The sequence below is a fragment of the Bdellovibrio sp. genome, from assembly GCF_047637665.1.
Taxonomy (GTDB): Bacteria; Bdellovibrionota; Bdellovibrionia; order Bdellovibrionales; family Bdellovibrionaceae; genus Bdellovibrio.
The window spans coordinates 245,512-270,722 of the sequence record NZ_JBLJBT010000026.1 but is presented as its reverse complement, the minus strand read 5'-3'; the positions used below and the strand labels follow the sequence as shown (position 1 = coordinate 270,722).

Here is a 25,211-nt window from a genome sequence, read left to right as displayed (position 1 = left end):
GCGTAACTGTAATGGACTCACATCTCTAGATGAAACAACTATTTCGCCTTACCTTGGTTGGCAACAGCGTCCATGGCGGCTTTCACCTCTTCAGGGTCGCCAATAAACTCTTTATGCAAAACCTTAAAGTTGGCATCCAGTTCATACATCAAAGGAATGCCTGTCGGCATATTCACGGCCATAATCTGATCGGGGGTCATTCCCTCCAAATACTGAATTAAAGCTCGCAAACTATTTCCGTGGGCGACAATCAAAACCTTCTTCCCGCCTTTGATCGTGGGCGCAATCGTGCCGGTCCACAAAGGCAGAAAACGAGCCACGGTGTCCTTGAGAGACTCTTGGCTAGGCAAAAGTTGAGGATTCACGTCTTTGTATCGAGGATCATGAGAAGGGTGGCGAGGATCTTTCGCGTCCATCGGCGGAGGTGGCACATCATAGCTGCGACGCCAGATTTTCACTTGCTCTTCTCCATGACGGGCCGCAGTTTCAGACTTATTGAGGCCCTGCAGAGCGCCGTAATGTCTTTCGTTCAAACGCCAATCTTTGTGGACAGGAAGCCACACCTGATCCAACTCATCAAGAACGATGTCGAGTGTTTTAATCGCTCTTTTCAACACGCTCGTGTAAGCAATGTCGAAGCTAAAACCCTTATCTTTGAGGGCTTTTCCGCCTTTTAGAGCCTCTGCTCGACCTTTTTCAGAAAGATCAACGTCCTGCCAACCCGTGAAGCGATTCTCTTGATTCCAAACACTCTCACCGTGCCTAATCAGTACCAACTTATACACAGTTTAAACTCCTTCAATTTACTTAGAAAAAGAGCTATCATGACCAGGCTTTCTTTAATATCAAAAGCTGGTGATTTTGCTGCGCATTAAGGCGTGTCAAACTGCCAAGTTTTTGAAAAATTAGCACGCGGAATAAAGTCGTTCTTAAAAAGAGGATCATCGTGAACAACAGTGGCATCAATCGCGCGAATCTAGAGTACATCGAACAACTCTATGCAGATTTTAAATCCAATCCTGAGTCCTTGGCGTTGGAATGGAAAAGTTTTTTTGAAGGTGTTGAGTTTGCTCAAGAAGGCAAGTTCGGCATGTCCGACAAAGAGCTTTCTGTCTTCCAATTGATTCAAGCTTATCGCGCTGATGGTCATACCGAAGCGGACCTCAATCCTCTTTATGCCCCCAAGGCCGGTGAACTTTTGTCGTTGAAACGTTTTGGCTTGAGCGACAAAGACTTGAACAGCAAATTCCAAGTGGGCTCCCTGATCGGAAAACAAGGCGCCACTCTTTCTGAAATCATCGCCCATCTGAAGTCTCTTTACTGCGGCAAAATTTCTTTGCAGGCCGCAGACGCGGCTCCGCAAGAGATCTCTTGGTTGCAAAAACAATTTGAAGGCAACTCCTTCAAACTTTCTTTGGATGAAAAGAAAAACGCTTTGGCTGCTTTGACGAAGGCCGAGTCTTTAGAAAAATTCATCCACACTCGTTATGTCGGGACAAAACGTTTTTCTGTCGAAGGGGCTGACACTGTCATGCCGATGATGGAAGCTCTTGTGAATAAAGGCACGGGCCTGCAAGTTCAGGAAGTTTTTGTCGGCATGGCTCACCGTGGACGCGTGAACATGCTGGTGAACTTCTTTGGCAAGGGCGAAGAGTACGTTTTTGGAGACTTCAATGGCCCTCTGCAATTAGCAGAACCCATCGAAGACTTCGACAACGACGTGAAATACCACTTGGGTTATGTCACAGAAAAGAAGACGGCGAACGGCCCTTGCAAAGTCACGATGGCTTACAACCCTTCTCACCTTGAAACCGTGAATGCGGTGGCTCTGGGCATGACTCGGGCTGCTCAAGATAAAATCGGCGCTGATGGAAGTAAAAAAATCGTCCCTGTTCTAATTCACGGGGATGCCGCTTTTGCCGGACAAGGAATTGTGCAAGAGGTTTTGCAGATGGCCGGGACCAAATCCCACACCGTCGGCGGAACTATTCATATCATCCTCGACAACCAAGTCGGCTTCACGACAACCGGCACGGACACTCGTTCTACACGCTACTCTTCCGATGCAGCGAAGATGACCTTCACACCGGTGATTCACGTCAACGGTGATGATGTTGAAAGCGGCGTGCGCGCAATGGACATCGCTTTACGTTACCGCCAAGAGTTCGGCAAAGACGTGGTGATCAATATGATCTGCTATCGTAAGTTCGGACACAACGAAGGTGACGAGCCCGCGTTCACACAGCCTCAGATGTACGAAATTATTAAAACTCATCCGACGGTTCGTGAAATTTACGCGAAAAAATTGACAGCTGAAGGCAGCTTGGATCAAAAGACGATTGACGATCTTTACAATCAAGCGATGGATCGTCTGCAGACGATTTTTGAAGATACAAAAAAGAATCCTCCCAAATTGAAGAACTTTAAATTTGACGGCGAATGGAAAGGTCTGCGCAAAGGTACGGATGCGGACTTTGAAAAATCAGCCGACACCACTTTTGATATCGCAACTTTGAAAAAAATCGGCGAAAAGATTGGCTCTTATCCAGAGTCCTTCACTCCCCACCCAAAACTTTTGAAACTTCTGGAAGGTCGCAAGGCCATGGGTGCTGGCAAAGAGATGATTGACTGGGGCATGGGAGAACTTCTTGCCTATGGAACACTTCTTCACGAAGGGACTCCGGTTCGTTTGACTGGTGAGGACTGTGTGCGTGGGACCTTCACACACCGTCACGCCGGCATGTATGATTTCAAAACCGGAAAAGCTTATTTCCCATTGGCTGACCTCAATCCCAAGGCGTCCTTGCTTGTGGCGGAAAGCATTCTTTCTGAGTACGGTGTGCTCGGATTCGAATACGGCTATTCAAATCAAGATCCACGCACGCTTGTGATGTGGGAAGCTCAGTTCGGCGACTTCGCCAACGGCGCACAAATTGTGATCGACCAATACATTGCAGCCTCCGAAACCAAGTGGCAGCAGATGAGCAGCTTGGTCATGTTGCTTCCTCATGGCTACGAAGGTCAGGGGCCGGAACACTCTTCGGCCCGCCTTGAAAGATTCTTGCAGTTGTCCGCTCAAAACAATATGCAGGTTTGCAATCTAACAACCCCAGCGCAGATCTACCATGCTCTTCGTCGCCAAATGCACCGAGACTTCCGTAAGCCTCTGGTGATCATGTCGCCGAAATCTTTATTGCGCCATCCTCGTGCGGTTTCATCCCTTGAAGAACTCGCTAAAGGAAGCTTCCAGGAAGTGATCGCTGACACGGTTGATAAATCCAAAGTGGACACGGTGGTGTTCGTTTCTGGTAAACTGTATTATGAATTGCTGGAGGAAAGAGAAAAGTCGAAAAAGGAAAACATCGCGCTTGTTCGCCTGGAACAGATCTATCCTTTCCCTGCAAAACAAGTGACCGAAGTCTTGAAGTCTTACCCCAAAGCGAAGACTTTGATTTGGGCCCAGGAAGAACCTAAAAACATGGGGGCCTTCCAAAACGTGTACTTCAAATTTGTCGATGTGGTTTCTAAAGCCGGCCTCAAGCTGGGCTTTGAATATGTGGGTCGTCCCGAGAGATCTTCTCCGGCGACGGGCTCTGTCCACCGACATAAAGTTGAACAAGCGGAAATTATTAAATCTATTTTTGGCGCTTAAGCACCAGGTTGAAAAGGACGTTGCATGAAACAAGAGATTAAAGTTCCCGCAGTTGGGGAATCCATCACAGAAGCAACCATCGGAAGCTGGACAAAAAAATCCGGTGAGTTTGTGAAGCGCAATGAGATTTTGATGCTTCTTGAAACAGACAAAGCCAGCGTGGAAGTTGTCGCGGAAAACGATGGTGTTTTGACTATCCTTCCTGGCAACGAAGCCGGTGCGGTTGTTAAAATTGGCGCCACCGTGGCGATGCTTGATACGGACGCAAAACCTTCTGCGGAAGCGGCAGCTCCGGCTGCGGCGGCGACAGCGCCCGCTCCGAGTACGGCGGCACCAGCCCCCACTTCGACGGCTGCCTCTCAACATCTTTCCCCTGCAGTACAAAGAATTGTGACTGAAAAAGGTCTTGAGCCTTCCGCCATTCAAGGCACCGGCAAAGACGGACGTCTGACAAAAGGTGATGTTCTGGACGCTTCTGCTCCTGCAAAAGCGGCAGCCCCTGCCCCTGCGGCGAAAGCCGCTCCGGCTCCTCAAGTTTCTGCAGCGGAAGTCATGGCCGCTCGTGGCCCATCCAAACAAGGCGAAAAGAAGCTTGTGCCAATGACAACGATTCGTAAACGTATCGCGGAAAGACTTAAGGAAGCGCAAAACACCTCAGCTCTTCTGACAACTTTCAACGAAATCGACATGACAAAAGTGATGGACCTTCGCTCCAAGTACAAAGACAAATTCAAAGAGAAGTATGGTTTGAATTTGGGCTTTAACGGGTTCTTCGTGAAGGCCTGTGTTGAGGCTTTGAAGGCCACTCCGGCGGTGAATGCTTGGATCAACGGAACTGATATTGAATACCATAACTACTACAATATCGGCATCGCTGTTTCTACGGATAAAGGTTTGATGGTTCCTGTTGTGAAGGACGCGGACATGCTTTCTTTAGCCGGCATCGAAATGGCCGTTCGCGATTTGGCGTTGAAGGGCCGTGATGGTAAGATCACTCCGAATGACCTTAGCGGTGGAACTTTCTCCATCACCAATGGCGGTGTTTTCGGTTCATTGCTTTCGACTCCGATTCTTAACTTCCCTCAATCGGGCATTTTAGGTCTTCACAAAATCCAAGACAGACCTATGGCTATCAACGGGAAGGTGGAGATTCGCCCAATGATGTACGTGGCGTTCACTTACGACCACAGAATCATCGACGGAAAAGAGGCTGTAGGATTCCTCGTCAAAGTCAAAGAGCTTATCGAAGATCCCGAAAGACTTCTTTTGGAAGTTTAGTCTCAAAAAGGCTCATCACTTCGATGGGCCTTTTTTGCATGCCCACTATTAACAGAATTTTGTTTGCAGATTCTGCAAACAGCTTCCGATATATGGGACATGAAACATCTAACTCTTCTTTTGAGCGTTTTATTTCTAGTCCCGGCTTGCACCAAGACAACAACCTCCTCCTCCGAGGGTGAGATCGTCAATGAGTCCATTGAGGGCGGCCTTTGGAAGACCGACTGCCTCGCCAGTGGCGGCATCTATCTCAAAGGGGAGTCTTCATTTAGCGGAGGACAGTACTACTCTTCTCTCACTGTCTATTCAGACAGTTCCTGCAGCACAGCTTCTCTTGAAGTCAAAGAGGTCGGCACCTATGCCTTGACGGGAACGATTGCTGAAGGCCTCTTCCCCAAAAGCAAGATTGATTTGACCCTCAGCACTCTGACAACAACGGTGTGGAGTTCCTCATTGATATCCTCTTTCAACTCGAACAACCATTGCGGCATCTCAAACTGGAGTGTCGGAGAAACCCGCAGTATTTTAGGGTTGATCTGCGACTCAAAACAAATGGGGCAAGCCGGGGATAAATTCTATGATATCTATGGCGTCCAAGTCGTGGGAGATAGCCTCATGGGTGTTCGGGCCGGAGACCTTCTCTTTGGTTCCAAGAGCACCTCCTACGATGGCAGCTCGGAAAATAAGCGTCCTGTGAATCTGAGCTCAAGTCTGACCTATCGAAGATAAGTCCTGTTCTAAAAACCAAGGTCTAATGCGAAGCTTCCTTAGTGACCAACGATGCTAGAATGACGTATACCAACAAGGTATCCATTCTCTACAAAGGACGCTTCTATGGCTGATACTCAATTTGATCTTATTGTTATTGGTTCTGGTCCCGGCGGTTATGTTGGGGCTATTCGTGCCGCTCAGTTAGGCCTTAAGACGGCTATTATTGAAAAAGACAAAACCTATGGAGGCACTTGCCTTAACATCGGCTGCATTCCATCCAAAGCTTTATTAGAAAGCTCTGAACACTACCAAGCTGTTCAACACGATTTGGCCGCCCACGGGGTCAAGGTCGCGAAGGTCGAGTTGGATCTTCCAACCATGATGGCTCGCAAGGACAAGGTCGTAAAACAAAATACGGAAGGCATCGCCTTCTTATTTAAGAAAAATAAAATCACTCCCTTTAACGGTTTTGGAAAAATCGTTGCTCCCGGAAAAGTGGAAGTCAAAGCAGCTGATGGCAACACGCAAATTCTGACGACAAAAAACATTATCATCGCGACAGGTTCTGCTCCTGTGGAACTTCCCTTCCTGAAGTTCGATGAAAAACGCATCGTCTCTAACACCGGGGCTCTTTCCTTAGGTGACGTTCCCAAAACCATGATCGTTGTGGGTGGTGGCGTGATTGGACTTGAACTAGGTTCCGTGTGGCAGCGCCTTGGCGCGAAAGTCACGGTGATCGAATACGCCAATCGTTTGGGCGGCCCCATGGATCAAGACTGCATGAATGTACTTAAAAAGAATCTTGAGAAAGAAGGCATGAGCTTCCTTCTTTCTACGAAAGTCACAGCCTCTAAAGTATTGAACGATGGCGTTGAAGTCTCTTACGAGTCTTTGACTGATGGAAAGGCCGCTCCCATGAAAGCCGATGTCGTGCTGGTCGCCACCGGACGCAAGCCTTTCACAAATGGTGTCGGCTGTGAAGAGATGGGCATTCAAAAAGATCCTCAAGGTCGCATTGTGGTTGATTCGCACTATCAAACTAACATCCCAGGCATTTACGCCATCGGAGACGTTATTGTCGGACCAATGTTAGCTCACAAAGCGGAAGAAGAAGGCGTGGCTTTGGCGGAGATGCTGGCCGGTCATGCGGGTCATGTGAACTATAACACCGTCCCTGGCGTTATCTATACACATCCCGAGATTTCCTCTGTCGGCATCACGGAAGAACAAGCCAAAGAAAAAGGTCTTGAAATCAACGTCGGCAAGTTCCCCTTCTTGGCCAACGGACGTGCTCGCGCGAAGGGCTTTACCGAAGGTTTTGTGAAGATCATCGCTGACAAAAAAACGGATCGCATTCTTGGGGCGCATATGGTCGGACCCAGTGTTTCGGAACTGATCCATGAGGTTGTCGTATGTATGGAGTTCGGCGGCAGCAGTGAGGATTTAGCAAGATCCTTCCACGCTCACCCTACGTTAAGTGAAGTGGTGCGCGAAGCGGCGCTTGCTGTCGAAAAACGACAAAGACAAATGTAGTTTTCAAAAGGGGATTCTTAGAATCCCCTTTTTTTATCGAAAAAATTTCTAAATTCTTTTGTGAAATCCGCGATTTTCGCAGGAAGACAGAATCTTGAGGAAATTTAAATGGTGCAGGTGAAGCAAACACAGACGAACACCCACCCCTCATTAATTATCCACATGATATCATTGCATTTTTTCAGAATCCAGCAAAGTCGAATTTCGATGAATTTCGACGACTTTATCTGAAAGGGCTCTCTTTAAACGAAGCTTCCGAACAAATAGGATTTCCCGTCAGCACTGTTCGAGATGAACTCATCGCAAATGGAGTTCCACTTCGAGCCAACAATAAAGCCAGTGCAAAAGATCCGAAAAAACCAGCCAGAGCTTTTTGGGGTTCCATTCCTTACGGTTACACTATCCTTGATGGAAAGCTCGTCATAGACCCAAAAGAAATCAAGATTATCCGAAAAATTATGGCCCTTCACCAAAGAGGGGTCAGCTTTAATTCCATCGCAAAGACTCTAACCGAACAAAAAGTTCCCAGCAAAACTGGCCGTCGCTGGAACGACAAAACAGTGGCCAGAATTATTAGACGTACAAAACCAGAATAACCAAAATTGGAGGGTCACATGAATAATCTTATCAAAATCGCAGTCGTATTGGCTTTTGCCGCAGTCTCTACTGGCAACTTGCCTAAGATTCTAAACCAAGTCCGCAAGTCTCAATTCCAGCTCATCATGGAGTCAAAGGCATCAAAGTGGCCTAAAGCAATGACACCACCAAGTAGGTAGTTATATAACTCTATATATCCTTTTACTAACGAGGGGAAAATATGTCTGAAGTAAAAAGAACCTTAGTGGATAGAGACAATCTACCAAAACAGTTTCCCACACATAGGCATACTTCAGAGTTTTGGGAAAAGCTCGGCAGAACTGTTGCCACATTTTCTTTCCTTGAAGAAATCTTAAAAAAAGCGATATTTGCACTCGATGCAACCAAAATATATTCTTCAGAGGAAGATTTAAATAAAGCTTATGCAAAATGGAGCGCCAAACTCGAATCGATGATGACCGATCAGCTATTTAAACTTTCAGTGTCATATCATGAAGCAACCAAAACACACCAAGAATTTTCTGCAGAAGCTGAATCAGTTTGTGAACTTGTTGAAGCTCTAAAAAAGGCATCGAAAATTCGCAACATACTTTGCCATGGTTCTTGGGGAGCCCCAGACTCTAATGGGAAATCACTTCCATTTTTTATAAATAAAAATTTAGAAATACTCGAAACTCAAATTGATGTGGCCTTTCTTGAACAAGTACAGAAGCACGTAACAGATCTTATTTGTGACGTAATAAATTCCATCACATCTAAGGGGTGGAGATTCCCAAGTTGGAATAACCCTGGCAAACCCATATTTTGATTTATTCGTAGTCTGCTTGAGTTCATCACTGGCGCATCTAGCAAAACAGAAGTACTAACGATTACTACCTATGCATAAATCTTAGGGAAAAAGTACGCCAGAACTTTGAGTTTGTTTGTATCTGTAATGGCATTGTGCTTTTTCAAAAAATCTAAATCTTGCTCAAGACCATCATGAGCACCTTTTAGGTATTCTGCAATGTCTTCTCTCGTAATAGCACAATGTTTATTTCTAAAACTATCCTCAAGTGATTTGTTTTTAAACTTATTCCACTTCTTGTCTTTCCCATAAAAAGAAATCCACTCCGGATCCGCCAAAGTTCCAATGATATATTTTTTTACATCATTCAAGTCGAACGATTGATAGTGAGGGTCAATCTTTCTTATTTCCCCGATGAGAGCGTTTAACTCAGCTTCATCTTTTAATGTAAGGTCGTGATGATTTTCATTGATTGAAGTAAAGTGCGATTGGTTGTCATTCACCTGCTTATTAGAAAATCCTTTCTCCGGCAAATGAACACCTGAAACTCCATTAGGAATTAATGATGGTGAAACATTGCTCGCCTTAAATTTTATGAGAAAAGATAAAGGACTATCGTTCGATTCATCTTCCGAATTTACAGCGGCTGAACATTCATTATTTGAAATCACCTGAGGGAATACAGGTGATTCAATATCATTAAGTAATTGCCCTTTTAAGTCTTCTTCCGTTAAGTCTGTATAGAAAAAGGTTTTAGTTGCCCTCAACTTCACTTGTACATATCCATCAGTTTAATTAACGAAACAATTTGCTTTTTCACACCGTCTCCAGTTTCTCTCTCAAGAGCGGCCTTAAATTCTTCATAAAGATAAGAATACTTTTCCTCATCATCGAAAAAATACTCTGAAAGAGCTTTATAGGCTCCTTCTCGCACTAAAGGAGATGGATCGCTAGTCAACGATCTAATCAATCCAAGAAAGGTATCATTAACAGCTAATCCCAATTTGCTTACAGCAAGTGCTTTTGTAAAATTCTTGATATTTCCCTGTGTGATAAAGTCAGCAAGAAATTGAGGCTCTTTCATCGCCGCATCAGCAAGAGTTTTTTCATTAATTACGCCACCAAATTTTTCTTTAAAAAGACCAACAAAATCTAAAGCCAGACGACTAGAAACAAATTTTTCTACTGATTCATTTATAATATAAATAACTAACTGTTCTTCTTTTGAATAAAACTCTTTAATGAATGTCGAAAAACTTCTTTCCCCCATAACAGGAATGGAATCAACCAAATCATGAGTAGGGAAAACTCCACTCGCAGAAATCTTCTCCAAGAAAATTCTGAAATAGGTAATTCTTATCGTTTTTGATTTAGAACCTAGCTGTGCTCTATTTTTACGATGTAATACATCATTCAACGTGCCTTCTTTAACGTCTAAATAATCAGACACACTTTTGCTATTCCAGCCAAAGCTAAAAATCTTCTCCACTTCCTGTTTTAGTTGTACTGCACTCATATTAAAGCCTCCGATAGTCTTATCGGTTATTTAATTAAATTATACAGCAAAATTATGTATAAATCATCAAAATATACATATAATCATAAGTATATGTAATTACTTAATTTTAAGTGATTTAAAAGGCCAGAACTCCATAACTCCCCCTTCAAATCCCCACTGTACACACCTAGAAAACCTGGACGGCCATTATATCAACTTAATCGACTATGGGGCTTCGCCTTTTTCAGATACACCTTTGAGATCCTCTTTTTTAAAATTAAGCCAGAAAAATGGAATTACTGGCGTCCTAAAATGTCTCGATGCAATCAATGGGAGTGCAGGCGGAGAGTCTTTCCAGTCAGTTTCGAAGTTTTCGCTTTTATTGCTAAAATCAGAAAATTGCACCAGCCGATCTTTTAACTCACTTAAAGTTTTAGGTAAGTGAATTGGGGCTTCGGCAATACCGAACTCAACACCTGCATATCTGGAATATAATTGAGCCTTAATACCTTTTGCCGGAAACCAGATCTGGAGATTACAGTGAGAAAGATCGTCTTCAACAAACTTCACCAAATCGTTATATTGATCTTCAAAATCAAGAACGGCGCAAAAATATGCTAATGTCGCAAGTAACGTGGACATTGAAGTCATCTTTTCCTTTGTGTGCTCCTTCTCTTTTTCAAACTCGACCAACATTTCTATAGAATCTTGAGAAATAGGAAATCCTCTCTCAAGAACAACATATGAAAAATGAAACCGACGAATAATTTCATTTATCCAATTCTTTATAAAATCGTTTTCACCACAAAGAGCCAGAAATGTTATTGCCAAAGTAATGTCTATCGTCATCCCGTCAAAACATGGAGAGCCAGAAATACCATTGTTCGAAATCAAATTCTTAAGTCCATTTAGAACAATTTTAGAATTTTCTATTCCTTGAGGGTCTTCAGCAGAAATAGCCCATATCGCCTGAGACAACCCTAGAATACTAATAATACCTATCTGCTGAAACACAACTTCAGATGCAAGGACATGACTACCACAACTGATGGAAGCCCCATCACGCACGAGAAGGTGCGGCTCAATCTTAATAAAGTAATCCGCACCATACTTATAATACAAATGTAAAAGATGATAAAATTTCGCAGTGACCTTAGTATTATCTTGCAGATTATTTTTCAAAATAAAATCCCAACATCTTAGAAGGGTATGTTCCGCAGCAATAAGAGGATGTTTAAAATCATCAGCATCCTTTGAGTACTCATAAATCATCCCTAAACACACGGATATTGTCGAAAGTACCTTTAAAGCTCTTTTCTCAACTGCACCCGCTGCCAAGTCCTTCCAATCATCCCCAAAAAGAAGGTCATTCAATGTTTCCTTATAGTGAGCCAAATCATACTCATGATCAGAAAGAACGACCAAACATCTACGCATTTTTTTCTTGGTACTTTCTAAAAATACGCCTTCATTCAAAAGATTCTCTTCTATTAAAGACGACAATTTGCTAGCATTCCAAAGATCAAATTGAACAGTCGAATGGTTGTTTTGATAGCCAGTCCAATTAGTTTGAACTTCTTGTTTTAATTCCCCACCACAGCATAAAATAATTTTGGAAGGTAGCTTTCTATCTTCGACGCTAATTTTATTGGGGATATACACATCTATTATTTCATTTAGACTACTCCGAACACCTTGCTTAGACACATCCCAGACAGCGCGATCTATATCTCCTTTTTTGATGGTGATAAGAAAATTCTTCTTTATACCATCTTCAGGATCAACGCCAATCGCATGAATATCCACTCCATCCTGGCGAACACCCTTCTGTGGAGCTGAAACAATTGTTAAACCCATCGCTGTCGCAAGCTCAAGCGTGACAACATCCAGTTCATTATCTTCTTTTAATAATAATAGATACTCTTGTAGTAAAAGCCTCATGATTCACCTCTCTTAGCTTGGCGAAATTCGACTCGTTCCATTGACGCACCAATTTCATCAAGTACATCTTTTCGAGGCAACTCTATGCCATGAGAGAAGTGATTCATTTTACTTGGTTCATGGTATTGGCCATGATGAAAAGAAAACCAAGACAGCCCTTCTCTAATAGAAACCTGGCTAACCATACCTAGTAGAGGCGACTTCGCCCGCGCCTCTTCCATTGATTTACTCATGGCCTTTTGAAAAGATTTATTCAATCTGATTGCATGGTCTGAGTTTGGAAGTAGCTCGTTGGCACGATTAAGAGATTTAAGTTTATTGCTTCTCGTCTCGAGTTCCTTAATGCATAAATTTAAAATTTTCTTTGCTTGTTCAGAAGAAGACTCCAACTCAGACTGTAATCGCTGAATTGTTTTATAGGTGTAATTATAACCAATGTATTCAACCAATACAGATGCAACCAAATCACCAACATCTTTATCGAAAGAATCTAATTGTAAAATTGAAAGCACTAAAGAAATTGAAATATCAAAATCAAGAATATATCCAATTATTTTACGAACTATGAATAAATGATCATCATAATTAAAACTTGCCAAGATACTCAAATCGAATTCAGCTCGCCTCATACCCCGAGAAGCCATGTATGAGGCAATTTTCGAAAGCACATGATGAAATCGCAAATCATCCGAATTCAACCACTTTGTGAAAAGGAGTTTAAGTAAAGTTTGATTTTTAACGATTTCAAAAACTGCAGAGTCAAATGACTCAACAAAAATTGAACGGCGATGCTCTTCTGCCGAGTGTTTCAAAACCCACTCAGTTAAAATTTGTTCCACTTCATTTATATGGTTGTTCGTAATTAAGAGGTACAATAAGGAATCAAGATTATTAGTGATACCCTTATGCTCTAAATTGTAATTGCATATATTTTTAATAGCGGTGAGATCGGCCGAACTAATTGCCCTTGCATTAGAGACATTGCCCCATATATGGGTCATTATCTCGTACCGTGCAGCAGGTTTACCAATAAGACTTAACTCTATTTTTTTCTCTTCTAGAACCTTGGAAACAGCAGCAAATCTACACAAAGAAAAAGCTGCACTAGCTGCAATATCCTCATCTGAATCTGTGGAATATCTTGAAAGTATTTCTGCTATCTCTTCCTTTTGGGAGTCAGGCACTCTCTCAAGCAATCCCAATCCCCTTAAGCCAGTTTGCTTAAGGCGACTCTCATCGCTCTTAGTGAGCTTAATAATCTTCTCATAACCTTGGGTAAAATCTGCCTGAGTGACACCTAAATATGATGTAAGTAAAAAGCTATATAGCCTTTCATCTCTTCGACGAAGAATTTCTTGGGTCAATGACAACGCCCATTCAATGTCATTTTTGCTTTTTTCTTTTATCGAATCATAAAAACGACCCCCAGCAAGATCATTCTTCGTTTTATCAAAATACTCCTGAAGGAAATTAAGCAACGTAGAAACTTCAATCGGTCGTAGCTCTGTAAAAAGAGCTACAAGTAATTCGGAAACACGAAAGATATCTTTTCCATTCCGAATGGCCTCAGTAGCTGAAATAAAAATATCCGTTTCCTTGACATTTAAATGCTTAATTGTGGGAGCAACAAAGTCTTTTGATCCATAAGGCAATTCATGCTCAATCGCGAGAAGCTCTGTGATTAAGTCAGCTTCACCCTTAACTACAGACGCCAGCCTATTTGAAATTTCATTTTCTTCCATAGATTTTCTACCTAACTAAAAAATTTTGATCACCTAGCTATTTTACAAGAGAGCATCCACGGCAATCGCAGTTAGCTTCATTTCAAGTTCACTTTTCTTTGACTGAACCTTTAAAATAATGTGTTGGATATATTGAATAGTTTTATCGATATCCTCATGTCCAAAACCACAAAGACCCATCTTAAAAGCACCAACACCCAATGTGATGTCACGAGGAAGAGAGTTTGGTTGGACTACCTGTCCAGTTGAAATTAAACTTGTGACAATGGATGTTTGGCAGTGCCGATAAGGAGATTTACCAGTATGGGCAATTAGCTTATTTCTAAAATCCATAAGCTCACGATGTCGTTTTAAACTAATCTCATCAGCTCCGACCCAATGTGCCGCACCCTCTAGCTTCACTCCGCCTCTACCTTCTGCTGATGCAAAAGCTCTCCCATAAGCCATTATGGCATCCACAAATAGCGCAGACCGAATATCTTCATCTCCAATAAAATCTTTAGACCTTCTGAAAGATTCTTTTGAGTTTTCAAGATCCCATTCAATTTCAGAATATGCAGCATGCTGACTCGCCATGTGCTTATCAAACTGATCGGCCGCTAATGTTAGAAGAGGCTCTCCCTTATCATTTGCCATACGATATTCAATTCGGTCCCCAGCCTCCGCAAAAATGGAGGTATTAAATTTCTTGCTATTAAAACTCATCCACTGACCTCGCTCCCTGTAAATTAAAACACTTGATACTGTTTATTACAAGCCGAAGAGACTTCAGGAGGAGTCATGACTTTCAAAATTGGGGTCTATTCTAGAGTTAGTACAGAAGAACAAACTAAAGTAATTGCCGGTTCAATTCAGCGTCAGGTTCAAAGGTGCAATCAGTTCGTTACAGCAAAGAATCAAGTTTATCCAAAATGGGGGCATATCATCTCCGATTATCGCGACGAAGGGTGCTCCGCGAAGGATACAAAGCGTCCTGCTTACCAAGCTCTTCTCAAAGATGTTCGTAACAAGAAGGTAAACCTTGTTCTCGTCAGTGATCTTTCAAGGCTATCTCGAAATATTGCTGATTTCAGTCATTTTATCGAAGAACTTCAAAAGCACAGAGCGAGCTTTCTCTCGATCAAAGAACAATTTGATTCGAGTACTCCTTTTGGAGAGCTGATGATCTTCAATATAATTAATCTTGCTCAGTTTGAACGAAAGCAAACTTCTGAGCGTGTCGCTATTAACAATCACACTCGTTCACTGCAGGGAATGCTTTCTGGCGGTCAAAGAATTTTCGGGTATAAAAAGAAAAATGCCTCGGTCGTTGTTGATAAAGAAGAGGCTCAGATTGTACAAAAAATTTTCCAAGAGTATATCATCTCAAGTGGATTTCACAAAACTGCCATTCGCCTTCAGAGACAATATCCCGAAATCAACTTTTCGCCTCATTTTGTACGCAGAATTCTTCAAAATATCGCGTATCTAGGAATCAAAGAGGTTAATAAAAAGTATCAACATCGTCCACCAGAGCAACTAAAGCCCTGGCAAAAATACGAACAAGTTAAAGCTATTTGGTCAGCCATCATTGACCAAACAATATTCGATCTTGTTCAAGAAAAATTTAAAGTTAATCAATTCACGCAGAATCGCAGAAACCATCCGCAGTCAAATCGCGTTTATCCATTAAGCGGAATTTTAAAGTGCGGTGTCTGTCACCGCAAACTTTCGGGACAAGCTTCTCATGGGAAAAAAAAGTATATCGCTATTATGGACATTCAAAATCTCAACGATGTAAGGGAAAAAGATATTAGAGCAGACTTTATTGAAACCACAATCGAACTATACGTAAAACAAAAAGTAGAGTTTAAAAAACTTCTGAGAGGTGGCAATAAAACGAAACTCAAAATGGAGTACAAAAAAATTTTTGATGCCATTGTTTGTGAAAACGAATGCCTAAAAATCTACTTTGCCACACACAAAACTTCAAATCAGACTGCCACTGAGGGTGTTCGTCTGCGCTTGCATCACCACTCTCAATCCAAATCACCATCCATCGCAGAAGTATATGATTTTACTAATGAAAATAAGGGCGATGCGTCTGGTTTTACAAATGGTGCGGTCGGAGAGATTCGAACTCCCGACCCCCTGGTTCGAAGCCAGGTGCTCTATCCAGCTGAACTACGACCGCACACGATAGAAACTAAGAACACTAACAGTATCAAGCAAGACCCGGAAAAAGCAAGGATCTGTCAGCCTAATCTTTAATGATTAGATGATTTTTAAGCTCATTTTGCCCCGGAGTGGAAATGGGAAAGTGCGTCTTAAGATGCTGCCCGCAATTTTCGATGGCTTTAACAAATCCTTCGCCCCACTCCCCGCGATGAAGATACTCCCCCAATTGCATTAGCACCTGATCCCAAGTTTCTTTGGGGAGCTTTTTAGAGATCCCCTCATCCGCCAAAACGACGGCCTTTTTTTCCATCACCGATACAAAAATCAAAACTCCCGTGCCACCTTCTGTGCGATGAATCCGATTGGTGTAAAACTCCAAGTGCGCTCGCTGGTGCACTTGAGAAACTTCATCCTTTTCAGGTACCAATATTTTTTGAATCCAAGGGATTTTTCCTAAAACATGGGACGCATAGTAAATCGCAACAATCAAGACCGGCCACAGATACACCCAAGGAGTGACCCACAACCAATCACTGAATGGCAGTTCAAGAATCACCAATAACAACGTGATCAACAAAGTCAAAGTCAGAGGCACATGACCCACGGTTGAAGACCTTTTCACAATAACAGGCACGATCTCGCCAGAGGTGGATTCTTCCACACGGGAAATTGTGTCTTCGATCTTCTTCAGATCTTGTTCGGAAAGATATTTATTAATCCATGCCATAACAACCTACTTCGCTCAAATTCCGAGCATTACCAGTTTCCTGAAGCGCCGCCACCACTAAAGCCGCCGCCACCACCAGACCAGCCACCGCCCCCGCCGCCGCCGGAAGACCATCCTCCACCGCCAAGACCGCCACCGCCCCAGGCGCCGCCACGATAGTAGCGACCTCGTCCGCCGCCAAAACGGCCCAAAATAGAGATGATGATAAGCACAGCAATAATCACAAAGATCGGGATATCGCCTCCCGTAGATTCATCATCGGGAGTGATATTTTGATCGGCAAATTCTTTATCCGCTAAGCGCAGAATTTCGTGAACACCCACCACAATGCCTGCGGAATATCGCTTTGAGCGAAACAGGGGAATCACCTGATCACTGATGATTCGTTTTGCAGTGATGTCGGGGATGGCCCCTTCCAATCCCTGCCCCACCTCAATGCGCATCGCGCGCTCTTGGGCAGCAATCAGAAACAAAACTCCGTTATCTTTTTTCTCGCTTCCCAACTTCCATTGATCCACAATTTCAATCGACGCCTGTTCGATGGGAAGCCCCTGCAAATCTGGCACAATCAACACTTGCACCTGAGCTTTGCCACGACGATTAAAATCATAAAGAAGTTGCATCAGTTCCTGGCGATCACTGCGAGTCATATATCCGACCTCGTCAATCACCGGCCCTGTCAAAGCAGGAACTTTGAACTTTGCCTGGGCGGAAAGTCCCAGGCTCATTAATAAGAAGAAAGTCAGTGCGAAATAACGCATTCTATGAAATTCCAACAACCTAGAATTTCACTTCAGGAGCTTTTTCGGCCTGCGCTTTTTCTTCCGGCGTCATATCCCATTGAGGCATCTTTTCGAAGTGATACATCAATGAGTTAGTCCAGCTTGTCGGAGGCACCGTCACCAAATTATTAAACTCTTTGATAGATTCAATATATCTTTGACGGGCAATCGTAATGCGATTTTCTGTGCCTTCTAATTGCGCTTGCAGATCACGGAAATTTTGATCCGCCTTTAAGTCAGGATATTTTTCAGTCACCACCATCAAACGCCCCAAGGCTTGCGACAATCCTGTTTGCGCCTGCTGATATTTCGCCAACTGCTCTGGCGTCACTTTGGATGGGTCGATATTCATCGCCGTCGCTTTCGCCCGAGCTTCCGTCACCGCCGTCAAAGTCTCTTGCTCATGCTTGGCATAACCCTTCACAACATTGACAAGGTTCGGAATCAAATCAGCTCGACGTTTGTATTGGTTACTCACCTCCGCCAATGCCGCTTCTGTTGAGTTCTTCCCTTGAGGCAAGGACTGAATCCCACAACCCACCAAAAAAGGAAACGCCATAAGTGCTACGATAATTAGGTTTCTCAAAAGGACCTCCGTTAAATTTGCTAGAAAGTATACCTGGACTTTGACGCAAGTTCCACATACGAGCTCGAGAGCTTCTGCGGAGCCACCGACATATTCTCACGAGTGAGGATTGTCCGAAACGGCAAGGTCCAGCTATACTTTCTAGCGAATCTAACGGTGACCCTCAATGAAAACCGGATTATAGTAGTCGGATGACACGGATAATTAAACTTCGATACACCGAGATAGCGGGCTGCGTTTTCGTTGACAAGATTGCAGGCCTCAACACGCATACGCCCGAGTATGGGCAACGCGGTTGCGTCGAAATTTATGAAGAGGAATTAGATCGTAAGCTTTATGTCGTCCATCGCCTCGACAAAGCAACGTCTGGAGCCCTGGTTTTCACAACCTCCTCGGAGCTTGCTGCCGAATTGACCAAACTCTTTGAACAACACAAGGTCGAAAAGCGATATCTTTTCCTCACCGACAAAAAATGTTCGCAAAAAGAGTTCACTTACGAATCCTTTATTAGCAAAGAAAGAAACGCCTTCGTCAGCAATCCTCAGGCTGAGCCCAACTCGAAAACCACCTTCAAGTGGCTTAAAAGTTTGGGGGACTATGAACTTTGGGAGGCCCTTCCTCACTCTGGCAAGCCTCATCAAATTCGTTTGCATGCAGAAGCCAATGGAATGGCGGTATTAGGGGATAGCGAACACAATGGGAGCCCGTACTTCCGTCTTTGCCTTCATTCCCACTCGCTGACCTTTACACTGAACGGTCAAAGAATCCACTTCGAAACGGACCTTCCGGAATGGGCACAGAATGAAGACCCCTCGCAAACTGAAGAGATGATTTTAGCCGAAGCCCTCCAGCGCCGCGAGCGCCTTTATAAACTTTCCGCACTGAAAGAAGAATCTTTACGCCTTTGTCATCGGGAGTTCGACACGTATCGCATTGATCAATACGGTGAGTACCTGTGGGTCTACTGGTACAAAGAGTCCGACCCCACCGTGCAAGATCTTCTTCGCTTTGAAAAGCTTGCCAAAAGACATCATAAAAAGATCCTGATTCGCAAGATGCTCAATCGTGGTGAAGACCCGAACGCGGAAATTCTTTGGAAGATCGGCAACACCGCGTCCCGGTGGCAATCCCAAGAAAACGGCGTGACCTATGAACTGCGAAGTGATTCGGGTTTATCCCCCGGACTGTTCTTAGACCAACGAGAAAATCGTCTCTGGGTTCGCGAACACGCTCAAGACCGACGGGTCTTGAATCTGTTCTCTTATACCAGTGGGTTTAGTGTGGTCTCTGCTTTGGCTGGAGCACAAGAGGTCTGCACCGTGGATGTTTCGCCCAATTTCATTGAATGGAGCAAACGGAATTTCGAACTCAATTGTTTAAACCCCGAGCAAGAAAACTACGAGTTTTGGGCCCAAGATTGCCTCTTGTTTTTAAAAGGCACCATTCGCAGAAAAAGAAAATTTGGTCTGATTGTCTGCGATCCCCCTTCTTTTGGGCGATCCAAAAACAGTGTCTTTTCCATTAGTAAAAATTTTGATGAGCTGTTGATCAACGCCCTGTACTGTCTTGAGCGCAACGGCCTTCTGCTTTTCTGCACCAACTACGAAAAGTGGACAACGGGAGATATCCATTTACGCCTGAATAAACTCAAGCGGGAATTTTCCTTTAAGATATTACCCGCCCCCGCTCAAGGACTCGATTTCGAATTGCCCGATCAAGAGCCCTTGATGAAATCCATCATTCTAAGAAAGAACTAGGCAGATTTACTCTTATTCCCCTGGAGGAATTCACTCAAGTTATCAAAGACCGTCCGCAAGGTCTCTGCCTGGTTTGAAAGCTCGCTGGAGCTTTCTTGGACACTGGCCGCCAAGGCCGCGTTCTGCTGCGTCACCTGATCAATACTATTCATCGAAGTGGAAATCTCTCGGGTCCCGACCGCCTGCTCTTTTGAAGCATCCGCTATAGATTGATTGATTTCGGTCGTCTGCTGAATGGATTTCACGATCGACGCCAGAACCGCGCCACTTTGGTCGGCTTCTTCGCGGCCACGATTGGCAACCTCTACCGTTCCATGAATTAAAGTGGAAATCTCTTTGGCCGATGTCGAACTCTTCAAGGCCAGAGTTCGCACCGCATCCGCAACGACCGCAAAACCCTTTCCTTGTTCACCCGCACGAGCGGCCTCAACCGAAGCATTGAGGGCCAATAGATTGGTTTGAAAAGCAATATCCTCGATAACGACGGTGATCTCGGAGATGCGCTCGGCTCGTTCGGCAACCGTTCTCATCGAATCAATCAACTGAGAGATCTTCTGAGATCCTTTCATTGCCGCTTCCGTATTTTCTAAAGACAACTGATATGCCTTCTGCGCGTTGCTGGAGTTCGTGTCGACCATTGATGACACTTCGGCCAACGAGGCCACGGTTTGTTCCAAAGAGGCGGCCCCCTCGGAGGCTCCCTTCGACATACGGTCTGAAGATCCCTTTAACTGGCCACTGCTATCGGCGATAATTTTTGAACTCACTTCCATTTTTTCGCTGATATTTCTTAGTGTCACAATCCAGTTATTTAATCCAAAGAAGCTGACAACTCCGATGAGCAGGCAGACAACAACACCAATACCAATGAGAGTCCAAATCATCGACCCTACGGGAGCAAAGATTTCGCTGGAGTCCTTTTCGACCACCAACGTCCATTTTTCGCCGAGAAAGTCCACCGCGGATGAGAACGCCATTGTTTTGCGATCAAACGGATTCTGATCCTGAACAATCCCCTCTTGCCCAGAGACCGCTTGTGAAATAGCGGCACTCTTCAACTTAATATCTTCAAGAATACTTTTTTCGGCTTCTAAAACTTCTTTACCGCTTTTATATGACGTGCGCAAAGTCTGATCTCCCCCGATCAGATAAGACACTCCCGTGTCTCCTGCGCCAAACTTCCAAGCAGCTATTTCAGAAATGATTTCCATATTTATTTTGGAAATTGCCACTCCCAAGACATCACCCTTTTTTACGCCATCCGCCGCATGATCAAACTCTGCCAACTTTGTTTGGCATAAGAAAGCCACCCGTTTCTTGGTAATGGGATTGACGCCGATGCTGGAAAAAACCATCTCTTTATTTTTAGCATCTCGAGCCTTGCGGTAACATTCGCCGACGCGAAGATCCTTGAACGCCCCACTGACAAGATTCTTTCCCAAAAAGACGGAATCATCTTTAGACTTCGCCAATGAAAAGATCACCTGGGCATTTGTAGACACCAGGATAATATCATCCAGCGAAAAATCCCGCGCCATTCGTTCTGTTCGCGCATAGAACACTTTATTCAACGCTTCAAAGGAGCTTGTGAAACCTTGCTGATCTTTTCCGGGAACAAGTCCCGCTCCATAAAACGCACCCTCATAAGCTATAAACATTCCCTCGATCAAACGACTGTCATTAACTTGTGCTCCGTAGTTTCGAAGTCTCTCGACGTGAGCCGCAACATTTTCTTTAATGCCCTGCCCTTGTGATAAAAGTTGGGACTCCATTTGCTGAGCCAATGCACTTCGCGTGTTCATGGCACTAATGAGGATGAGCGCCACGGCGCAAACCCCGATTGCAAAGAATATCAAAACGAATAATTTTCCACGAAATCCTATACGCACGGGGCCCTCCACCTAGACAAGCAATATCAGAAAATCTGTGGGTTTATTTCCAAACCCCAGAACCCGCGATCCACCCTTTGGCTCCACCACATTTTTTTACGAAAGAAATTTTATCCGTGGCTTTCTCAGCGCCTGGCTTTGGCCAAACGTAATCGACCCAACCGCCCTCTTTTTTGGCTTTCGCCATCTTGTCGAATTCGACAAAAAGCGCCTTGCCGTTGTCGTCCTTGTTTTCTTTTAAAGACGTTTTATTCAGCTTGGGTTTGATGGGATGAAGAACCATGTTTAAGTCAGTGTCTTGAACCCAAACATAGTTGGATCCGCAAAAGCGAAAGCCTTGAACCATCTCCAAAGCAGCGTCTCCCTTGGCTTCAATTTCTTTACAAACTTTTTCTACGGCTTCTTTTGCTTGCTCTTTCGTACAAGCCTCTTCAGCATGGGCGGTTGTCGCACTCACAAGCAAAAGAACAAGGGCGGTTTTTAGTAATCTCACGAAAATCTCCTTATTGTTTGGTTCCAATATATGCGAGAGACATATCGGACATCTTTCCCGAAAGTTAACCGGGGGCCCATAGTCTCAAAATGTGGAGACTGAACCTGAAATGTGAGTCTGTTCAATATTTCAAATATGAAATTCAATTGGCCGTACAACGAGCTCGCCAAAAACCGACATGGGGCTCTTCTCACCTTCCACATTACAAATTATGAGCGACCTTATTTTTTATTTTTTTTGCAGGGGAGCCGGCTTGAGTGTGATCTACAACATAAACTAAAATCACTGATCCCTCGTCTCAGATTTTTTAAATGCAATGGTAGAATTCCGCTCTTATAAACAGCGAGTTTTTATAGTAGAACTCGGTTTTTCAATAAGGGGATCTGCTATGAATGGCCCTCCGGAGGATGTGCCCAAGTCAATGGCTTCCAACAACACTTGGGACGTAATCGCCGCGACTTGCGCGGGCACTCTCATTCAGTGGTATGATTTCTATATCTTCGGTTCTTTAGCGACGATCATTGCCCTCCACTTTTTTCCTCCGGGAAATGAAGTGACCGCACTTCTCGGGGCCTTTGCCACTTTCGCTGCTGGATTTATCAGTCGTCCAATCGGCGCCATGATCTTTGGACGCCTTGGCGATATCGCCGGAAGAAAATACGCCTTCACCAGTTCGCTCCTTATCATGGGGGCGTCCACAACCTTGATGGGGCTTCTTCCAACCTACCAACAAGTTGGCGTGCTGGCGCCTTTAGCTCTTTCACTTTTACGACTTCTTCAGGGCCTCGCGATGGGGGGAGAATACGGTGGAGCCGTTGTCTACGTCGCCGAGTTCAGCCCCGACGGCAAAAGAGGATTCTACACAAGTTTTGTTCAAGGAACAGCCACCATGGGCCTCTTGGTGTCTTTGGGAATTGTGCTGGTCACACGTTTACTCCTTGGTGAGGACTCCTTCAAGGCATGGGGATGGCGAGTTCCCTTTCTCTTATCCGTTGTCTTAGTGGCTTTTGGATATTTTGCGCGCAGAAAGATGTTGGAATCGCCGGTATTTGAAAAAATAAAGGCCGCCGGAAAAACCTCCGCTTCTCCCTTACGGGATGTTCTTTTTAACGCCGACAACAGAAAGCGGGTCCTTCTTGCTCTTTTTGGCGTCGTCGCAGGGCAAGCCGTCATATGGTATACCGGGCACTTCTATGCTCTCTACTATTTACAAACTATTTTGAAAGTCGATTTTGTTGTCGCCAGCTTTGTGATGGCGGTGGCCCTCATTCTGGCGACGCCTCTGTTCGTCCTCTTCGGAGCCCTTTCCGATAAGTACGGACGTTGCAACATCATGGCCACGGGAATGATTCTTGGCGCTTTTTCTTACTATCCGATCTATCTGGCCATGGATCACTATGCGACCTTGTCTCCACAGCTATTGACCAGCACGACCCATCGCCCCTTCTATTTTTTTATGATTCTTCTGGTTTTTATTCAGATCTTCTTTGTGACGATGGTCTACGGACCTTTAGCGGCTTTCCTCGTCGAGCTTTTCCCACCCTCAATTCGTTATACAGCCCTGTCTTTGCCTTATCATGTGGGCAACGCCATTTTCGGTGGTTTGGTGCCTATCATTGGGGCCGTCCTCACAACCTCTACGGGAAACCATCTTGCCGGAATAGCTTACCCGATTGCCGTGGCCCTGATTTCGGCCTTGATTGGGGTTCTGTTTGTCTCTGAAAAAAACGTTAAGGATAAAAGTCATATCTGACATGAATACGATTTTCGCCTTGTAAGCCCATTTTCGATCCGCTCGCATAAGGAGGGACCTTGCGAGTCTGCTTCTTCTTATTCTTGGGATAGGCCTTGTTGTCCACAAAACAATCAAAGTGCGAATCCTTACACAAGGCTGCGAACGAAGTTTTATCGCCCTTTAAAATATAGGCTTCCAGTGCCTTGGTCATTTTATCATGCTTCTGTAAGTCCTTCGGACTCACCACAATGCTCGGCACTGGCGTGGGCTCAACCAACGGCTTTTCTTCTTTCTTTGATTTCTCTGAGAACTCGACTTTCTTTTCTGAAACAGATTTCTGTGCGCATCCCGCAAAAAGCAGAAGGGACATAACTACAAGGATGTTCTTTTTCATCTTGCCACCCACTCAGACCAAAGCATTTTTTCCCCTCGCGGGTTTTCTTTGGCGTAATTGTAAAACTCACGAACGAACTCGGCCCGTTCCTTTTGATAAGGATACTTCCATTCTTTCGAATCGCCAACCGCGATCACATCATAGTCGTTACTCAGTTTGGTATTGCGATCAATGATCTCATCAAAACCAACGTACTTTGCATTCAACAACATATCATACAACACCATAAAGGTGGTGGTTCGACCCTTCCCCGCGCGGCAGTGGAAGTGAATCCATGAATTCTCCGGAAGATCACGGACGGCCTGAATAAAACGATCCACTTCGGAATCCACCGGGCGAACATGGTCCGTCACCGTCAAACGAACGTATTGATGACCGTTGCTGCGAACCATACTTTCTTCAGTTTCAATACTCTTGATTTCCTGCCCTGCGATCTTATCGCCGACGCGAAGATCTCCTAAAAGTCGGCGTTCCCGACGTACAGCCTCGTCGTGATTCAAATCGGCGTTGGCCCAATCCCGATCCGCATACCACGTGACCGGCACGTCGTTGATCAAGCCGTGCGATTCTTGCCTAAGGTCGAATACGTAAAGAGTAGATTTATTTTTCTTAAGAGGTTTGGCGATCTCGCGGAGTGCCTTGGGGCCGAAGCTTGCACTGCCTGACATTTTCAAATCCATGCTTTTACGATAATTTTCCGGCTTAACACCCGCGTGATCCTTATCAAAGATCAGTTCCGCCGGCCCTGTCGGCTGAGGTCTCGTCATAAAAAAGGCCAACTTCGCAGATGAATTTTCGGCAGAGCCAGAGGTCTTTTGATCCGAAATGCTTTTTTCCGCGCAAGCCCCTAGAACCATCACCAAAAGAATTAAGAGTGTTCGCATAGGTCGCCTCCTCTTGTTGTAAAAAGCCTAGAGGAATTTTGACCTGGCGACAACTCTTCAATCTTTAA

General features: G+C 44.4%; 21 protein-coding genes, 1 tRNA gene and 1 pseudogene. 9 read left to right on the top strand and 14 right to left on the bottom strand.

Annotated features, from left to right (window positions below):
- Positions 1-38: 38 nt before the first annotated feature.
- Entirely contained in the window at positions 39-785 is a 747-nt protein-coding gene (gene gpmA, locus ACM64D_RS09355; RefSeq protein ID WP_415062939.1) for a 2,3-diphosphoglycerate-dependent phosphoglycerate mutase, read from the bottom strand.
- A 161-nt stretch (positions 786-946) separates the two neighbouring features.
- Between gpmA and ACM64D_RS09350 the strand changes: the two genes are divergently transcribed.
- The 6 genes from ACM64D_RS09350 to ACM64D_RS09325 all read left to right on the top strand — a co-directional run bounded on the left by ACM64D_RS09350 (position 947) and on the right by ACM64D_RS09325 (position 8,579).
- Entirely contained in the window at positions 947-3,652 is a 2,706-nt protein-coding gene (locus tag ACM64D_RS09350) for a 2-oxoglutarate dehydrogenase E1 component (protein WP_415062938.1), read from the top strand.
- A 24-nt stretch (positions 3,653-3,676) separates the two neighbouring features.
- Positions 3,677-4,930, top strand: a complete 1,254-nt coding sequence (odhB, locus tag ACM64D_RS09345) for a 2-oxoglutarate dehydrogenase complex dihydrolipoyllysine-residue succinyltransferase (RefSeq protein ID WP_415062937.1) — start codon at positions 3,677-3,679, stop codon at positions 4,928-4,930.
- A 99-nt stretch (positions 4,931-5,029) separates the two neighbouring features.
- Positions 5,030-5,659, top strand: a complete 630-nt coding sequence (locus tag ACM64D_RS09340) for a hypothetical protein (RefSeq protein WP_415062936.1) — start codon at positions 5,030-5,032, stop codon at positions 5,657-5,659.
- 105 nt (positions 5,660-5,764) lie between these two features.
- Positions 5,765-7,174, top strand: coding sequence for a dihydrolipoyl dehydrogenase (lpdA, locus tag ACM64D_RS09335; protein WP_415062935.1), 1,410 nt, complete (start codon positions 5,765-5,767; stop codon positions 7,172-7,174).
- Between the two features lie 149 nt (positions 7,175-7,323).
- Positions 7,324-7,770 (top strand): recombinase family protein, encoded by a 447-nt coding sequence (locus ACM64D_RS09330; RefSeq protein ID WP_415062984.1) that lies wholly within the window; start codon positions 7,324-7,326, stop codon positions 7,768-7,770.
- 221 nt (positions 7,771-7,991) lie between these two features.
- The gene (locus ACM64D_RS09325; RefSeq protein WP_415062934.1) at positions 7,992-8,579 is read left to right on the top strand and encodes a hypothetical protein; all 588 of its coding nucleotides are present in this window, start codon (positions 7,992-7,994) and stop codon (positions 8,577-8,579) included.
- A 68-nt stretch (positions 8,580-8,647) separates the two neighbouring features.
- Here ACM64D_RS09325 and ACM64D_RS09320 read toward each other — a convergent pair whose 3' ends face one another.
- The 5 genes from ACM64D_RS09320 to ACM64D_RS09300 form a co-directional block, all read right to left on the bottom strand.
- Positions 8,648-9,331, bottom strand: a complete 684-nt coding sequence (locus tag ACM64D_RS09320; RefSeq protein ID WP_415062933.1) for a hypothetical protein — start codon at positions 9,329-9,331, stop codon at positions 8,648-8,650.
- The gene (locus ACM64D_RS09315) at positions 9,328-10,074 is read right to left on the bottom strand and encodes a HEAT repeat domain-containing protein (RefSeq protein WP_415062932.1); all 747 of its coding nucleotides are present in this window, start codon (positions 10,072-10,074) and stop codon (positions 9,328-9,330) included. Before ACM64D_RS09315 ends, ACM64D_RS09320 begins: the two co-directional genes overlap by 4 nt.
- A 207-nt stretch (positions 10,075-10,281) precedes the next feature.
- Positions 10,282-11,997, bottom strand: coding sequence for a hypothetical protein (locus ACM64D_RS09310; protein WP_415062931.1), 1,716 nt, complete (start codon positions 11,995-11,997; stop codon positions 10,282-10,284).
- Positions 11,994-13,739: a hypothetical protein gene (locus tag ACM64D_RS09305; RefSeq protein ID WP_415062930.1), complete on the bottom strand. Its 1,746-nt coding sequence runs from the start codon at positions 13,737-13,739 to the stop codon at positions 11,994-11,996. The genes ACM64D_RS09310 and ACM64D_RS09305 overlap by 4 nt, the downstream gene beginning before the upstream one ends.
- Positions 13,740-13,781: 42 nt before the next feature.
- On the bottom strand, positions 13,782-14,444 hold the full coding sequence (locus ACM64D_RS09300; RefSeq protein WP_415062929.1) for a hypothetical protein: 663 nt from the start codon (positions 14,442-14,444) through the stop codon (positions 13,782-13,784).
- 75 nt (positions 14,445-14,519) lie between these two features.
- Between ACM64D_RS09300 and ACM64D_RS09295 the strand changes: the two are divergent.
- Positions 14,520-15,338: pseudogene (locus ACM64D_RS09295) on the top strand (recombinase family protein); the annotation flags it as partial.
- A 497-nt stretch (positions 15,339-15,835) separates the two neighbouring features.
- Here ACM64D_RS09295 and ACM64D_RS09290 read toward each other — a convergent pair.
- The 4 genes from ACM64D_RS09290 to ACM64D_RS09275 all read right to left on the bottom strand — a co-directional run bounded on the left by ACM64D_RS09290 (position 15,836) and on the right by ACM64D_RS09275 (position 17,964).
- A tRNA-Arg gene (locus tag ACM64D_RS09290) sits at positions 15,836-15,912 on the bottom strand.
- Between the two features lie 66 nt (positions 15,913-15,978).
- Complete coding sequence (locus tag ACM64D_RS09285; protein ID WP_415062928.1) at positions 15,979-16,623, bottom strand: TPM domain-containing protein; 645 nt, start codon at positions 16,621-16,623, stop codon at positions 15,979-15,981.
- A 29-nt stretch (positions 16,624-16,652) separates the two neighbouring features.
- On the bottom strand, positions 16,653-17,384 hold the full coding sequence (locus ACM64D_RS09280; protein ID WP_415062927.1) for a TPM domain-containing protein: 732 nt from the start codon (positions 17,382-17,384) through the stop codon (positions 16,653-16,655).
- Positions 17,385-17,403: 19 nt separating this feature from the next.
- The gene (locus tag ACM64D_RS09275; RefSeq protein WP_415062983.1) at positions 17,404-17,964 is read right to left on the bottom strand and encodes a LemA family protein; all 561 of its coding nucleotides are present in this window, start codon (positions 17,962-17,964) and stop codon (positions 17,404-17,406) included.
- A 218-nt stretch (positions 17,965-18,182) separates the two neighbouring features.
- On the opposite strand from ACM64D_RS09275, the gene ACM64D_RS09270 reads away from it, so the two are divergent.
- The gene (locus tag ACM64D_RS09270; RefSeq protein ID WP_415062926.1) at positions 18,183-19,748 is read left to right on the top strand and encodes a pseudouridine synthase; all 1,566 of its coding nucleotides are present in this window, start codon (positions 18,183-18,185) and stop codon (positions 19,746-19,748) included.
- Here ACM64D_RS09270 and ACM64D_RS09265 read toward each other — a convergent pair.
- Entirely contained in the window at positions 19,745-21,637 is a 1,893-nt protein-coding gene (locus tag ACM64D_RS09265) for a methyl-accepting chemotaxis protein (protein WP_415062925.1), read from the bottom strand. The two genes, ACM64D_RS09270 and ACM64D_RS09265, sit on opposite strands and share 4 nt — an antisense overlap.
- A gap of 43 nt (positions 21,638-21,680) precedes the next feature.
- Entirely contained in the window at positions 21,681-22,130 is a 450-nt protein-coding gene (locus ACM64D_RS09260; RefSeq protein WP_415062924.1) for a cache domain-containing protein, read from the bottom strand.
- A 388-nt stretch (positions 22,131-22,518) separates the two neighbouring features.
- Between ACM64D_RS09260 and ACM64D_RS09255 the strand changes: the two genes are divergently transcribed.
- Entirely contained in the window at positions 22,519-23,883 is a 1,365-nt protein-coding gene (locus tag ACM64D_RS09255) for an MFS transporter (RefSeq protein WP_415062923.1), read from the top strand.
- Here the strand turns inward: ACM64D_RS09255 and ACM64D_RS09250 are convergent.
- Complete coding sequence (locus ACM64D_RS09250; protein ID WP_415062922.1) at positions 23,861-24,259, bottom strand: hypothetical protein; 399 nt, start codon at positions 24,257-24,259, stop codon at positions 23,861-23,863. The genes ACM64D_RS09255 and ACM64D_RS09250 overlap by 23 nt on opposite strands.
- Positions 24,256-25,143, bottom strand: a complete 888-nt coding sequence (locus ACM64D_RS09245) for a fused DSP-PTPase phosphatase/NAD kinase-like protein (protein ID WP_415062921.1) — start codon at positions 25,141-25,143, stop codon at positions 24,256-24,258. The genes ACM64D_RS09250 and ACM64D_RS09245 overlap by 4 nt, the downstream gene beginning before the upstream one ends.
- Positions 25,144-25,211 lie beyond the last annotated feature (68 nt).